This is a genomic window from Paenibacillus harenae (assembly GCF_030812415.1).
Classification (GTDB): domain Bacteria; phylum Bacillota; class Bacilli; order Paenibacillales; family Paenibacillaceae; genus Pristimantibacillus; species Pristimantibacillus harenae_A.
Genome location: NZ_JAUSST010000003.1, coordinates 519191 through 534277, shown reverse-complemented (window position 1 = coordinate 534277; position 15087 = coordinate 519191). Strand labels below are relative to the sequence as shown.

The window sequence follows — 15087 nt, the reverse complement described above, 5'->3', positions numbered from 1 at the left end:
CGCCGAGTTAAAACGGCAAGGCCGCCTCTCACATCACACTATTGCAGTACAACGATGGTCCCTTCTTCCAGACCTTTCGTAATTTCGATTTCGGTCGATCCCTTAATGCCCGTCTCCACGTCGATCTCGCGCACCTTGTTCTCCTCGTCGAGCGTCCGTACGAACGTTCTACCGAGGAAGTTGCGCAGACCGCTGCGCGGAATCTTCAATATATCCTCGCGATGCTGCAGGATGATCTTCACATCGGTCAGCATGCCGATTTTTGCGTCTGCCGGCAACGTTGGCATTTTGATATAGACCGTCTTGGAATAACGCTCCAACAATTGCGGATTAAGCGTCTCAGGCGCGGAAGAAGGCGTCTGCACGACTTTGCCATCGATCGTCTGCGAACCGAAAATCACCTGTGCAGGGTAGCCTACTTCTACGCTGCTCATCGAGGTCGCATCCTCGACGCGCAGCGCTACGCGCAGCTGCGATGGATCGGAAATAATGACGAGCGTCTGGTAAGGCTCGACGAAATCGCCTTCCTTCAGTTCCTCAACGAACGTCACTTGCCCGTTCATGCCGGCAACGAGCTGCTTGCTGTTGAACGTGCTAAGTAGGCGCTCGTACTTGATCGTATCGATCTCAAGCTGTAAGTTAGCCAGCTTCAGGTCGTCGGTATTGTCGGCAAGCGTAGCCTGCTTCACCCACAATTTCGTTTTGGCAAGCGCCAGCTCCAGCTCCTTCAGCTGCACATCGAGGCCATCAAGATTCAATTGAACGAGCACATCGCCCTTCTTGACCTGATCGCCTGCACTGACGTTAACCTTTTCGATTCTTCCGCCCTGCCCCTTGAACTGAACAAGTTCTGTATTCGTCGATTCCAAACTTCCGCTCCCGTTTATTTCCTGAGAAATATCGCCTCTCTCAACCGTGACGGTTCGATAGTTTTCTTCGGCTGGCTTGACGAGCGGCGGCTTCAGCGCCTCCTCCTCCGCGGGCAGCAGCGAGCAGCCCGTTAACGAGGCGCCAAGCAGCAGCGCACAGGATATACCGAGCAAAGGTTTAAGCTTTTGCAACAATTTGTCCATCCTCCAATTCGTAGACATGATCAACGATTTCCATAATGGCAGGGTCATGCGTCGTCATAATAATCGTCATTCCGGCGTCCTCTACCAAATCGCGAAACACTTTCATAATCTGCAAGCCCGTGCGGCTATCGAGCTCGGCAGTAGGCTCATCCGCAAGCAGCAGCTTCGGCTTATGCGCGATCGCTCTGGCAATAGCCGTCCGCTGCTGCTCGCCGCCCGACATTTCGAACGGACGATGATGCATGCGCGATTTCAAGCCTACCTGATCAAGCGCTTGCACGGCTGCGTCCTTGCGGCCGCTCGCCGGAAATCCGGATACTCTCAATATAAACTCGACGTTCTCATAGGCGGACATTAACGGAATAAGAGCAAAAGATTGAAAGATCAGCCCCATCTCCGTTCGCCGCACTTGATCGCGTTCACGATTCGACATGGCCGTCAAATCCCGCCCTGCAAAATGGATCTGTCCTTCCGACGGACGATCGAGCGCACTTAAGAGATTGATTAGCGTCGTTTTGCCCGAGCCGGATCTACCCTTGAAGGCAATCAGCTTGCCGGAAGGAATGTGAAGGTCAACGCCCTTCAATACCGTAACTGCCCCCGTACCCTTTCCGAAGCTCCGTTTTAAAGCGCTTGCATGAATCATAGCCTCTGCTGCAGCCTGCATCGTTCAACTTACCTCCACATTGCGAGATGAATAGACATTATTTTACTATAAAACGCTTTCAGTATTGTCGTTTCCATTTTAAACCTATTCTACTAATCCAACAAGCAAAACTAGCTACCTTAGTAGTATAAACGAATGTTGATACGAATAACATGTCACAATGCTGTATGTTTATTCATAATGGAGGCTTTGATGATCCTCCTCGCTCTCCTCCTTGACTTGGTTACATCCTATCATCGCTTGTATTGGAAATAAATAAGAATTTTTCGGCTTTTTATGTGTTTTTTTAACTTCATGCATTTAGGTTCAAAAAGAATATAACGGCGGTCACTGTAATCATACTGATCAACGTGGACACGAATACCGATTGCGAGGCGAATTCGGCCTCGTTATCGAACTCCACCGCCAGCAGCACGCTGCTAAGCGAAGTCGGAACAGCCGAAGAAACGATAAGCGCCGCCGCCATCAGCCTGCCCAGCTCCATCGGCTTGATCAACCCCATCGACCATACGATCAACCAAGCGAGCAGCGGTCCAGCGACGAGACGAAGAATGCCGGATAGGCTGACGTCGATGGCCAGCGAACGGCTAATCTTCCACTCCATGTTGCCAAGCTGTACGCCAAGCGTGATTAGCGCCGTGCCGATGAACGCCCTGGACAGGTAATCGATCGGCGTAGCGATCGGTCCCGGAATCGGAACGTCGAAGCCGCGCAGCAGGAAAGCCAGCGGAATGATATAGATAATAGGCATGGACAGAATCGTCTTCATAATGGCCCGCATATCCGCTTTGTGCGCATTAACGTTATAAATGCCGTACGTATTCGGCACGAGCGATTGCATCATCATAATAAGCACTTGAATGGCGAGCGTCTTCTCATTGCCGGAGAAGGCGAGCTGGTTCAGCGGTATGCCGTAGTTCGCGCTATTGTAGAACAAGACGCTGTTGCGCATCGCGCTCTTCATGCTTGGCTTATAACCTCTGACACGAACGACCGCCTCGACGATGACGTATTGCGCCACCATGAAGACGGCGAAGAACGCAAGCACCTGATAAATCACTTTGGCCGAAATCTCCGTCTTGTAGAGCAAATCGAACATGATCGCCGGCGAGAACAAATAGAAGTTCAGCTTGGACAACGTCTTGATATCGAGCGAGAACGCCCGCTGTATGATAATGCCCAACCCGATCATAATGCCCATCGGCAATACGTTCGTCAATAATATGTGTATGAAAATATCCATGGCTGCATCTGCTTCTTTCTATTAGTTACTCGCATGGCCGCCTAAGCCGGGAAGCTCCTGGCTGCTCTATCATTTGCTTTTATAATTGTAGGGGCAGCGTTCCGATTAGGCAACACTTCGAGACGTCATACTGCCGTTTTTAGCTCTATTCCGCCAATCGGGACTTTTTTCTATTCGGTCCATTGAGACTTCTTTCAGCAAAATAGTGCTAGATTCAGTTCTATTGCGCTTGTTCTTGCTTGCTGTATACGACGTCGAATAAAAAATCGGCGCTTGCCGTGCAGCTGTAATGGTCCTGCTGTCCGGATAGGGCACTCCGGCCGCATACGTTTAGCCAATAGCCGGTTACGGGCAGCTGTTCATCTTCGAGTACGGTGATTCCCCTCTCGTCAACGACATATTTCTCCGAATCTTTAATCCCGTACGACACATAGCCTCCCTCTCGGGTCTCCAACCGGTAAGTCGGATAATCCGAGCCGCTCGGCTTAAGCGCCGACAGATTGAATGAATCGAGCCTCTCGGCGAACCAGAACATTTCAAGAGCCCGGTCATATTGATACCATGGCCCCTCGATCCTGGTGCGGGTCACATGAAGCTTGCTCCCCTTCCCGCGCAGCTCGGCCCGATAATGAACAAACCCTTCGTTGTCCTGATCGACAAACTCCAAGCGCATGCCGTCAATGAGCCCCTCGCTTCGATAATCCGTTTCGAACCGTTCCAGCTTTGCGCTTCCAGCCAAATGGAACTCTGCATCAACAGCCGCCCACATATCCTTGAAGCTAAGCTCATACAAATTGTCCGCCTGCACCTCTATTGTCTGCTCCCGCTCGTACCAAGCCTGCCCCGCAGTCGGCGCCGCGAGCGACCAAATATAAAGCAGCAAGCCGAAGAGGAGGGCGTATTGCTTCGATTTCCGATTCCGCTTATTCGGCCTTGCAACGATGAATAATCCGATGAAGAAGCCGAGCGGAAGCTTAACGCCGTTCAAGCCTAAGGAAAAAGCGCCGATGAAGGAATATACGAGCAGCTTCAGAAACAAGCCGTTCTCTTCCTCCTGGCGCTTGCGGTAAATAAAATAGATAACGAAGATGCATAGTGCTAACGATAAAAGCCATACCGTCCCCAACATAAGTCCATCCCTCCCATGCAGCGGTTACTCCTTATACTACTACGTTTGGGAACGGACGGAAATTACAATTGTTGTTCCTCTTGGTATAATACGGTCGATAAATAGCGCTCGCCGTTGCTTGGAATGACGGCGACGACCCGTTTGCCTTTGCCCAGCCTGCGGGCAACCTCAAGCGCCGCATGAACGGCCGCGCCCGACGATATGCCGCCGAGTATGCCTTCCTCGCGCGCGACGCGGCGCGATGCTTCAAAGGCTTGCTCGTTCGTCACTTGGATAATTTCATCATATACATCGGTATTCAATATCGAGGGAACGAAGCCGGCACCAATGCCTTGAATCTTATGCGGACCGCTCGCGCCGCCCGACAAGACAGGCGAAGCGGCAGGCTCCACCGCTACTATACGAATGGACGGGAAGCGCTCGCGAAGCACCTCGCCCGCTCCCGTAATCGTACCGCCCGTGCCGATGCCCGCCACGAAGGCGTCCAATTGCCCATCCAGCGATTCGATCGCTTCGATAATTTCCGGTCCCGTCGTCTCGCGGTGGATTTTCACATTCGCTTCATTATCGAACTGCTGTGCCGGATAGTACTGCGGGTTGCGCTCCAATATTTCCTGCGCGACCCGAATCGCTCCCTTCATCCCTTCCGCGCCGGGCGTAAGGACCAGCTCCGCTCCGAAAGCCTTGAGGAGGCTGCGCCGCTCCAGGCTCATCGTCTCCGGCATGACGATGATCGAACGATAGCCGCGGGCTGCCGCCACCATCGCGATGCCGATGCCCGTATTGCCGCTCGTCGCTTCGATGATCGTATCGCCGCGCTTCAGCTTCCCTTCCTTCTCCGCCTCGACAATAATGCTCAGCGCGATCCTGTCCTTCACGCTGCTGCCGGGGTTGAAGAACTCCAGCTTCAAATAAATTTCCGCGCTATCCTCCGGCACGATCCCATTCAACTTGACGATCGGCGTTCCGCCGATTAGCTCTGTAATGTTCTGAACGGCTTTCACCATCTGCGTTCACTCCCCTATTCTCAAGCCACTTAATCAACCGGCTTCTGTCATCGACTTTCCTTGCGAATGGCGATACAGCTCCTGATAATATCCGCCAATATCGACCAACTCGGTATGCGTGCCTTCCTCTACGATCTCGCCCTTCTTCATGACGATAATACGGTCGGCCTGCATAATCGTTGAGAGCCGATGCGCGATGACGATCGTCGTCCGGCCGGCCGACACGAGCTGCAGCGCCGATTGGATCAGCTGCTCCGTATGCGAATCGAGGTTGGCGGTCGCTTCGTCCAATATCAATATTTTCGGCTCGAACACGATAATGCGGGCGAAGGAGATAAGCTGCCGCTCCCCTGCCGACAGACCGCTGCCGCGCTCCGACAGGCGCGTATCGTAACCATCCTTCATTTGCCGGATCAATGGATCGGCCCCAACGAACTCGCAAGCTCGGATTACCGCCTCGCGAGTGATCGTTTCATCGAACAGCCGGACGTTATCGAGAATCGTGCCTGAGTATAAGTACGGCTCCTGCTGCACCAGACCTATGACGCGATGCAGCGAGGCCTGCGGAATATTCCGAATATCGGTGCCGTCGATTGTCACGCTGCCCTCCGACACATCGTAGAACCGGCATAATAGACTGATAAGCGAGCTTTTGCCCGCGCCGGTCGTGCCGACGATGCCGATCATGCTGCCAGCTTTAATATGAAGATCAAGATCGCGTATAACGGGGCTGCCACCGCCGTAACCGAAAGTAACGCCGTCAAAGCTAATATTGCCCTCTACTTTAGCAGGATCAAGCGGCTTTGCGTCCTTCCTGTCGTCCACTTCCGGCTCGATCGCGAAGATGCCCCATATCCGGTTCACCGCAACTGTCGCTGACTGCAACGTATTCCACTGCTGCGTAATCGTATTGATGGGCTGGAAAAACTGGCGTATATACGTGATGAACGCATACAGGACGCCGAATTCGAGATTCGTATCGAGCACCGCTTTGCCGCCGAGCCAAGTGACGAGCGCAATCGAAATATTGCTCAATATTTCGAAGGAACGGTTGAACAGCACGTTCGTGCGAATCTCGCGCACGTTCGCTTGGAAGTACGAGTCATTCCGTTCCTTGAACTGCTTGCCCTGCTCCTTCTCTTGATGGAACACTTGGATAAGGTTCATGCCCGACAAGTTCTCCGCTGTGAACGCCACGAGACGTGACAGCCGCGTCCGCGCCATCTGATACGTTTTGCGCATATACGAGCGGAAGCCGATCGCGATAAGCGCGATAACAGGGAGCAAAATCAAACAGTACAGCGTAAGCTGTACGTCAAGCTGGAACATGAGCACGATGATGAACACGAGCGTCATGCCGTCTCTCAGCAGGCTAAGCAGCACCTGGTTGAAGAACTGGTTGATCGCCTCCGTATCGCTCGACACATGCGTAATGAGGCTTCCGCTTGGTACCCGGTCGAAGTACGACATCGACAGCTTCGAGATATGCTCGAACAACTGCTTGCGAATGCGCGCGACGATGCTTTGTCCCGCATACTGCAGCAAATTGTTCTGCATATAAGTAAACAGCAAGCTCAGCAGCGACAGCCCTAGATAGACAGCACCGATGACAAGCAAGCCGCTATAGTCGCCATTGCCCCCGATCAGTTTATCGTCGATGGCGATCTTCACGAGGAACGGCTGAAGCAGCTCCGCCGCGATTGCAATAATCGTAAATAGGAATACACCGAGAAAAGCGAGCCAATGCGGCTTCGCATAACTCGATAGCGCCCGAAACGTCGATATATATTTGGGTTTCGCTGCCGGCTGGCTAAGGTCGGCCTTCTGATCCATCTGCCAGTTGTTAATGGCCTGCGGCATGCTGGCTTCCCTCCTCTTGTATCGCATGAAGCGTCTTATACAGCCCTTCCTGCGCAAGCAGCTCGTCATGCGTTCCGCGCTGAACGATCTCCCCGTCATCCATTACGATAATCTCATCCGCGTGCTTAAGCGCGCTTATGCGATGGGCGATAATAATCGTCGTCTTCCCTTTGCGTCCTGCCCGGATCGTCTCGATTATATCCGTCTCCGTTACCGCGTCGACGGCGCTGACGCTGTCGTCCAGAATCATGACCGGCGAGTCCTTAATGATGCCCCTCGCCAGACTCGTACGCTGGCGCTGGCCGCCGGACAACGTGACGCCGCGCTCGCCGAGCTTCGTCTCGAAGCGGTCGGGGAAGTCGATAATATTGTTGTAGATTTGCGCTTGCTTCGCTGCCGATTCAACCTCAGCGAGCGAGGCGTCGCGACGGTAGAAGGCGATATTCTCCCGTATGGTCGTGCTGAATAAGAAGCCGTCCTGCGGCACGTAGGCGATTTGGCCGCGCAGACTCTCCAGCGTCAGCTCGCGAATGTCCGTACCGTCGAACCAAATCGTACCCGGCGGCGCATCGTATGTTCGAAGCAGCAGCTTCATAAGCGTCGTCTTACCGCTGCCCGTTCTGCCGACGATGCCGAGCGTCGTACCCGGCTTAATCTCCAGATCGATATTGCGCAGAGCAGGTCTCGAGGACTCTTCGTATGCGAACGTGAGGTCGCGAACATAAATGCCCGATTCGCGGAAGTCGAGCGCCAATGCGTCCTCGAACTGCTTGATGTCCGGCTCGTTGCCAAGCAGGTCGTTCAGCCGCGCCAGCGACGCGCGCGAGCGCTGCATCGTATTGATGACGTTGCCGATCTGCTGCAGCGGGTTCATCAGCATCCGAATGTAGAGCGTCAGAGCGACGAAGCTGCCAAGCGATATTTGCTTCGTTATCGTCAAGTAACCGCCGAGCGCAAGCGCGATAACGAGCGACAACGAGCCTAGAAACGGAATAAGCGCTTGGAAGATCGACGAAACCCGCACAAGCCTTAATTGGTTATCGCGAATCCGGTCCACCGTCTCTCCGAAGCGGCGATTCATGATCCCTTCGACAGCGAATTTCTTCGTCACGCGAATGCCGCCGAATTGCTCCTCCGCCGACTCCGTCATCGTCCCGAGCGACTCCTGTACGGACATCGACCGCTTGCGGATAACCGGACCGAACTTCGTCACGATGATCGGAATGCTAAGCAGCGGAACGATGCAAGCGATAATTAAATAATAGGGAATATCGCTCAAGAACAGCATCGTGACGGTAGATATAAGCAATATCGTTGCACCCGCCGTCTGATTAACGCCCATCGAGATCGATTCGCGCACGCTCGTGACGTCGTTCATGAAGTAGCTAAGCAGCTTGCCTACGCCGTTTTTCGAATAAAACCTTTCGCTTAAGCCAGTAAAATGTGTAAATAGCCGACGCCGCGTTAAAAACTCGAACAGCCTGCCAACGTACATAACCAAGTATTGCGCCAGGCCGCCGATAAGAGCGAAGCCTACCCCGATGCCAAGCAGCAGCCAGCTGTAGCGAATGACCGCATCGGTCGTTAAGCTTCCGCTCTCCAGTTCGTTCGTAAAGTCGCCAAGCACCTTCGGAAAGTTAACATGAATGATGTTCGCAATGAGATGGAACAGAATCGAGAACAAATAAATATGCCAGGTCTGTCTGAAAAAATCGGCTAACAATCGCGGTGATTTCAATTCCGAATCACTTCCTACTTTCGGTTTACTCGACTAGCCCGGTGCGCTCCACGCCCTCGACGAACCATCGCTGCGTGAACGCGTACAGCACGAGCAGCGGCAAAATAATAAGAAAAGAAGCGGCCATCTTAAGCGGCTCTACGAATACGCGCAAGCCGCCTTGATCCGACTCCATGCTAAGCGAAGCGTTAAGCTTCGCCATCCCGACCGACAACGGGACATCAGACGCGCCGAACATGTACATCGACGGAAAATAAGCATCGTTCCACGTCCACACGAAGGAGAACAAGAACACGACAATGATCGCCGATCGCGAAATCGGCAGCATGACTCGGAAGAAAATGCGAAAGGCCCCTGCTCCATCTATTCGCGCCGCTTCCTCCATTTCCTTCGGGAGCGTTCCAAAAAACTGTCTGAATATAATGACGAACAAAGCGCCCTTTAGTCCATGTCCGAACAACGCAGGCACGACCATCGGCAGCACCGTGTTGATCCAGCCGAGGTCCTTGAACATGAGAATGGAAGGCAAGATCGTCACTTGGGGCGGCATGATGAACGTGAAGAGCAGAGCGGCGAACCATAGCTTCTTCAGCGGAAAATCCAGCCTGGCGAATGCGTAGCCGGCCACCGCGCATGACAGCACCTGCAGCACGGCCACAAGCAGCGATAGCCCCGAGCTGAGCGCGAAGCTGCCCGCGTAATGCAGCATCCGGAACGCCTCGGCAAGATGTCCGCCATAGATTGCGCTTGGCACCCAGATGACGGCCGGGTCAAGCAGATCGCCCGCGTTTTTCACCATTGTCGTTACCATATAAAATACGGGCTTTAAATAAATAAATGCTACGTCGATGAGCAGCACGTACATGAACAGCCGAAACAGCAGCCCTCTGTCGGCCTCCCGTCCAAGCAGCCTCATCCTAAGCCGAGCCAGCTTTCCCATCTTCGGTCCACTCCTTTCTTGATCCCTCTATTTCCCGCATGACTTCCGACGTAATATCGGTATTTACTCCCGTTATTATTCCAGCTAAAGCCCAACTACCGCCTTGCCGTCATCGATTTATTGACTCTTCCATATAAGAACAACGCGATGCCGATGAACAGCAGCACGATCATGAAGTACACCCACGCAAGCGCGCTCGATACGCCGTAGTTCTCCGTCGTCACTTTGCCGATGATCGGGTTCGAGGGAAAGGTGAACAGATCGACGATCGTATAGATCACGTTTAGGAAAATAAACGGAGCAAGCCCCGGCAGCGTAATTTTCCAGAAGGTACTCCACGGGTCGGCACCGTCAATGCGCGCAGCCTCGTATACCGACGCGGAGATCGTCTGGCGTCCCGCCAAAAAGATCAGAATTTGCACGCCGGAGTACCAGAGCACGAGCACGAACGAGCCAATGACATTCTGAATCGGTCCGGCCCATGACGCCGGAATGTACTCGGCGAGGAACGAGTCGATACGCAAGTTTTGAATGATCGATAGCTCGCCCTCCCCCTGCGAGATGAACTCGGTAATGATCTGGCCGGAAGAGAAGATGACCGGCAGGAAGAAGATAACTCTGAACGCCGTCCTCCCGTAGAACTTCAAGTTAAGCATAATCGCGATCAGCAGCGAGAAGACGATAATAATCGGAATCATGACGAGCGCCTCGCGTAAGAACGGGAACAGATCGTCATATAGCAAGCCGCCGTCCGCGAACAGAATTTCGCGGTAGTATTGGAAGCCTACCGGTGTCGTCTGCACGCCCGTAACGGTGATGCGCACCTGATGGAAGCTCATATAGAACGAATAGCCAAGCGGGAATGCGACGAACGCAAGGAATCCGAATACCCACGGCGCGATGAAGATGGAGCCTTCGACTTTACGAAGCATAGCTGAATTGGGTTTGCGTCTCTTGCTCATCTATGCCTCACCTCCCGTCGTTACGATAAAGTCCTGCGCGGGCACGGTCACTCTGCCATTCGCCAATACATAAGGCTTCTCGTTGAAATTAACGATAATCGTCTTGCCATTCTCGTAAATCGTTTCCTTCACGCCTTCTGCGAGCGTCCGATGCCCAATAATATATAGGTCCTGCACGTCCCCGAGAGCTTCGTTCAGCCGCTTATACTGCTCGGCCGCCGACTGCTTCCAGTCACGATAGTTCATGCTGTAATACCAGATCGAGTACGCTTGCTTGAACTTTCCCGATTCCGCCGCCGTGAACACGTAAGACGGGTAAGCGCCATACTCGACACTGCGCAGAAAATCGGCGTTGTACTCGTCGCTAAGATTTGCCCAGTCCGAGGAGTACGTTACGAGACCATGCAGGACGATCTGCTCGAACGGAATGGCCTCATCGACGAAAATATCGTAAGAGTAGTCGTCAGCAATTCGGTGAATATGATCCACATTCGCCAACGAGTAGAAGCTTCCGTCCGTCACGCCGATCGATTCAAGTTCGCCATCGGCTTTCTCCAGCAGACGCTGCTGCGCCCCCAGAACTTCTGTACGGCTCGCCTTATGCCGATTGTTGAAGTCGGTATTCAATGCGCTGCCGATCCCGCCTTCCAGCAGCAAGCCGTCAGCGCCAAGCGATTTGTACTCCGCCAGATCGCCCTCCGCCTCGCGAATGCCGTACAGCGGGCTCGTCAGCGTCACTTTATCGTCATTGTTGCGGCCTCCATATTGCTCCTGAAGCGTGCCCGCCAAGTTGCGCAATCCGTCATTTAGCTTCCAAAACCCGCCTCGGCCGCTGCTGTTGAGCGAATAGTTCGCGGACAAGTAAACCGACACTCCCAGCTTATGCGCGGAGTCGATGAACGTCTTCATGCCGCCGTTGCCGCCAAGCCGATTATCGACCGGGAACAATCCGCCGTATGAGCTGTACCCCCAGCGCTGCCAGCCGGCATAAAGCACCGACAAATTATCGACGCCCGCTTCGCGCAGCTCCTTTACCATCGTCTCGGCCTGCTTCGTCGTCGTACCTTCGATGTAATCGTCCCATAGAAGCCCTTGCTTCAGATCAGCCCCGATGATATCGACGTAAAGCGGAATATTCTCTTTCCGTTGCTCCAAGCGCGCAAGCCCGTTCTCTTCAATTAAATAGTTCCGATAACGCTCGGCCATTGCGGCATAGTCTGTCTTCGGACCGTCAATCGGATAATAACGGGTCGTGCGCTCTCCTGCCACGAAGCGATCCTTGCTGTATGTATAGAAGCCTTGATCCCCTTGTTTATTCGTGCTTTGAAAAAACTTGATCCGATACTGCCACTCCGGCGTAATCCAGTTGGAGATGCCGAGCGCCCCGGCAGGAGCGGCGAACAGCTTCGCGTATTCCTCGCCGTCCGTCATCACGGCAAGAAACGATCGATCGCCCGACTTCAAGCCGAAGACCGGCATCTTCACCTCCTGCCTGCCCGTCTGTTCGTTATAGAACGACAGGTCCGCGCCGTATACATTTTCACGATAGATCGACTTGTCATTGCTTCGATTTTCGTCGAATTTGATCAGCGCGCCCGAACCGTCCGGTACGAGCATATAACCTTCCTGTCCGTGCGACGGTTCTGCCCCGAAGAGCGGGTACAGCTTCAGATTTAGCAAGCTTAAGTCTCCCTCGGCAATGCCTTCGTCAATCACCTTCGTTTCCACATAATCGCCGTTCAAGCGTACCTCTACCGGAATTTCGAACTTCGTGCCCGGAAAATAAAACGTCGCCCGGAAGCCGTCTCCGGTCAGTTCATACTGATCGAGCACGCCTTTTTCCTCCATCCAATTCGTCAGCTTCGATTGCGACTTGGAATTGGAAGCATCGATATATTCCAGCATAACCGGCGACAGAAAGCTGCTCCGCCACGTCCCCGTCGTCTTCTCCAGCTCCCAATATTCCGGGTTCGGATAGGAGCGCCATACTTTGCCCGTTTCCTTGCTTATGATCTTGAAATGTGCGGTAACGGCGTCCGTCCACAGCACGAATCGCTCCGATTCAGCCGCCTTCACGAATGCCGCTTCCACGGGGAGAGCCGCGTCAACAGGCGAACCCCCTCCCGCGCTTCCGCCATTGCCAGCCGCACCGGTTGTACCATCGGCAACTGTATTTTCTTGCCCAGCCTTGCCCGTCGACTGCCGATCCGCGTCACGCTGCAGCAGCAGGCCCCATCCGAGCAGCAGCAATACCGTTAACACGGCCGCCGACAGCTTCACGATCGTTTTACGTTTCATCGGATGGTCACCTCCTGATACACCGAGTAAATGAAATTGAAGAGCTCCGACGTTAAGCTGAATACGATAAACAGGAGCACGGCGCAGATCGCCATCGTTATCAAGGACAGCAGCAGATTGATAATCGTTTCCCCGACACCGTAGTTCTGGATGCCTTGCACCATCCAGAAGAATAGCAAGCCGACCCATACATACAAACCGTATTCAAGAAACGTGAAGATCGACTGCTCGCTTAACGTCATTACGTTCGAGATGAGCGTAATCGGTATGCCGAGTAAAATGAACGGGAATATCGCATACGAGCTGCCGTACAGCACATCGCGAAAGCGGCCTTCCCCGTGGTACAACGAGCTGATCAAATAATTAGCGATCACGAAGCCCAACCAAACGACAATGAACCGGATAAGAATCGTGACCAGTTGAACTTCCACAATAATGGAAGGGTTGAATATAAAGCTGATTGCCGCCCTCATGATGGCATAGGATACGAGTGCAAGAACGAATAAAATCGCACTGCTTAGCAAGCCGCCCTTCTGGTCGTAGCGTATGGAATGAAAGCCGTCAATGGGATGCTTCAGCACATAGAAGGCATGTCTGAGCTGGAGAGGTAGCGGCCTTGCTGCTCGCTTCCGATTGTAGTGTTCCGACCTACGCTTCGCGCCGTAGCCGAGCCTTCCAGCGGTGAACTTCGCTGCGAAATAGATGAGCAAAGCGCCAATCACAACGTTCATGAGCAGCCCGAAGTTGGATTGAAACCATAGCAGCCGATTTTGCCAGAACGAGTCCGAATATCCCTGCGCCCAGCCCGCCTGCTTGAATAGCGTCTGCGCCCGTTCGTAGTCGCCTTTCTTGTAAGCGGCTTTGGCAAGACCGAGCACGGCGGGCGCATAATACGCGTTAAGCCGATGAACCTCCAGCCAGAGCGGCTCGCTTTCCTCGTATCGGCCGTCCTGCGTCAGCCCGTTGGCCTTATGTACGAGCTCGCCGAATTCGGACAAACGATACTTCTGAACGATATTGTTCTCGCTGTCCAGAATAAATAGATCGTTCGCCGAGTTCGTCTCGATGGCTGCCGGTATCTTCACGATGCCGAGCTTCGTCGTCGTATCGCCTGCCGCTCCGCCCCAGAAGAACAGCAGGTTGCCGTTGCCGTCATATTGGCTGACGATATTCAGTTTCGAATCGACGACCGTCATGTTGCCGTTTCCGTCGACGGTCAGATCGTTAAGCTGCGGGTAACCCGTTCGTCCGGCACGGTGAATATATTCGCCGAAGCTGCCGTCCGTCATCGTATCGGCGAACTCGCCCTTGCCCGCGAGCTGATCGAGACCCGCGATGTTAAGCTTCTTCAATTGCTTCGTGCGAACTTCCTTCGTCACCGTATATACGAAGCCGTTCCCGTCCTTGTCGACGCTTGCGATCGAGCCCGGAAGCTTGCTAATCTCCCGCTCATACATCTCGCGGGTATAGAGCAGGCGCTTGATCGAATCCGACAAGGAGAAGCCGGTCTTGTTCGCCCCGAAGAAGCTTTGGAACTCGCCTTGCGGATCAAGCTGCAGCAAGCCTTGGTAGCCGCCAAGCGTAGCGATATACATGAAGCCCCTCTTATCGACGACCAGCTTGATCGGGTCGTACTTGAACGCTTCGGGAATCAGCTTCGATTCCGGCCTCCCGAACTCGGCAAGCAGCTCCCCTTCGCCGTTCAAGCGGACGACACGCTGGTTGCCCGTGTCCGCCACGTAAATATCGCCGTTCGTGTCGACGAACACGCCCTGCGGCCGATTGAACGGGCTGTCAGGCAAAGTAATCAGCCCGGCAAGCCGCCCTTCCGCATCGAGATGAACGATGCGGTTATTGCCCGTATCCGCGATATAAATATGATCCCGGCTATCGATGTACAGATCCTGCGGCTGATTAAGCGGTGAATATACCGTTTGGCCCGGATTCGACGTATCGGGAACGAACAGATCCTTTCCGAGCGCGCCGGCAGGCGTATACGCCGCTTGCATTTTGAACAGTTGATTGTAATTATCCTTGTAGTAGGTTTGATACGGCACATCCGCGGATACCGATTCCGGGTGGATGGATGCAAGCGCGGCAAGAGCCGCAACCAGCAGCAGCATTAGGCGCAACCTCAGCCGCTTATTCATTCGCCCCCTCCTTTCTCTCT

At 53.7% G+C, this 15087-nt stretch carries 11 protein-coding genes; all 11 read right to left on the bottom strand.

Going from position 1 to position 15087, the window contains the following annotated elements:
- Positions 1–38: 38 nt before the first annotated feature.
- A complete protein-coding gene (locus J2T14_RS12505) occupies positions 39–1064 on the bottom strand; it encodes an efflux RND transporter periplasmic adaptor subunit (protein ID WP_307471213.1) in 1026 nt (341 codons plus the stop codon).
- A complete protein-coding gene (locus J2T14_RS12500) occupies positions 1048–1740 on the bottom strand; it encodes an ABC transporter ATP-binding protein (protein ID WP_307202642.1) in 693 nt (230 codons plus the stop codon). The genes J2T14_RS12505 and J2T14_RS12500 overlap by 17 nt, the downstream gene beginning before the upstream one ends.
- Before the next feature lie 292 nt (positions 1741–2032).
- Positions 2033–2983 carry an AEC family transporter gene (locus J2T14_RS12495; RefSeq protein ID WP_307471211.1) on the bottom strand — a complete coding sequence of 317 codons (951 nt, stop codon included), beginning with the start codon at positions 2981–2983 and terminating at the stop codon, positions 2033–2035.
- 220 nt (positions 2984–3203) lie between these two features.
- The gene (locus J2T14_RS12490; protein WP_307471209.1) at positions 3204–4112 is read right to left on the bottom strand and encodes a hypothetical protein; all 909 of its coding nucleotides are present in this window, start codon (positions 4110–4112) and stop codon (positions 3204–3206) included.
- Between the two features lie 62 nt (positions 4113–4174).
- Positions 4175–5119: a cysteine synthase A gene (gene cysK / locus J2T14_RS12485; RefSeq protein WP_307471207.1), complete on the bottom strand. Its 945-nt coding sequence runs from the start codon at positions 5117–5119 to the stop codon at positions 4175–4177.
- Positions 5120–5152: 33 nt separating this feature from the next.
- Positions 5153–6979: an ABC transporter ATP-binding protein gene (locus J2T14_RS12480; protein WP_307471205.1), complete on the bottom strand. Its 1827-nt coding sequence runs from the start codon at positions 6977–6979 to the stop codon at positions 5153–5155.
- On the bottom strand, positions 6963–8717 hold the full coding sequence (locus J2T14_RS12475) for an ABC transporter ATP-binding protein (protein WP_307471203.1): 1755 nt from the start codon (positions 8715–8717) through the stop codon (positions 6963–6965). Before J2T14_RS12475 ends, J2T14_RS12480 begins: the two co-directional genes overlap by 17 nt.
- Positions 8718–8742: 25 nt before the next feature.
- Positions 8743–9657: a carbohydrate ABC transporter permease gene (locus J2T14_RS12470; protein ID WP_307471201.1), complete on the bottom strand. Its 915-nt coding sequence runs from the start codon at positions 9655–9657 to the stop codon at positions 8743–8745.
- A gap of 95 nt (positions 9658–9752) precedes the next feature.
- Complete coding sequence (locus J2T14_RS12465) at positions 9753–10619, bottom strand: carbohydrate ABC transporter permease (RefSeq protein WP_307471200.1); 867 nt, start codon at positions 10617–10619, stop codon at positions 9753–9755.
- The gene (locus J2T14_RS12460; RefSeq protein WP_307471198.1) at positions 10620–12917 is read right to left on the bottom strand and encodes a DUF5696 domain-containing protein; all 2298 of its coding nucleotides are present in this window, start codon (positions 12915–12917) and stop codon (positions 10620–10622) included.
- Positions 12914–15067, bottom strand: coding sequence for a YIP1 family protein (locus tag J2T14_RS12455; RefSeq protein WP_307471196.1), 2154 nt, complete (start codon positions 15065–15067; stop codon positions 12914–12916). Before J2T14_RS12455 ends, J2T14_RS12460 begins: the two co-directional genes overlap by 4 nt.
- Positions 15068–15087: the final 20 nt, after the last annotated feature.

Coding starts and splice junctions, on each gene's coding strand:
- J2T14_RS12500 (WP_307202642.1), bottom strand. CDS start 1,740: ATGCAGGCTGCAGCAGAGGCTATGATTCATGCAAGCGCTTTAAAACGG.
- J2T14_RS12495 (WP_307471211.1), bottom strand. CDS start 2,983: ATGGATATTTTCATACACATATTATTGACGAACGTATTGCCGATGGGC.
- J2T14_RS12490 (WP_307471209.1), bottom strand. CDS start 4,112: ATGTTGGGGACGGTATGGCTTTTATCGTTAGCACTATGCATCTTCGTT.
- cysK (WP_307471207.1), bottom strand. CDS start 5,119: ATGGTGAAAGCCGTTCAGAACATTACAGAGCTAATCGGCGGAACGCCG.
- J2T14_RS12480 (WP_307471205.1), bottom strand. CDS start 6,979: ATGCCGCAGGCCATTAACAACTGGCAGATGGATCAGAAGGCCGACCTT.
- J2T14_RS12470 (WP_307471201.1), bottom strand. CDS start 9,657: ATGGGAAAGCTGGCTCGGCTTAGGATGAGGCTGCTTGGACGGGAGGCC.
- J2T14_RS12465 (WP_307471200.1), bottom strand. CDS start 10,619: ATGAGCAAGAGACGCAAACCCAATTCAGCTATGCTTCGTAAAGTCGAA.
- J2T14_RS12460 (WP_307471198.1), bottom strand. CDS start 12,917: ATGAAACGTAAAACGATCGTGAAGCTGTCGGCGGCCGTGTTAACGGTA.
- J2T14_RS12455 (WP_307471196.1), bottom strand. CDS start 15,067: ATGAATAAGCGGCTGAGGTTGCGCCTAATGCTGCTGCTGGTTGCGGCT.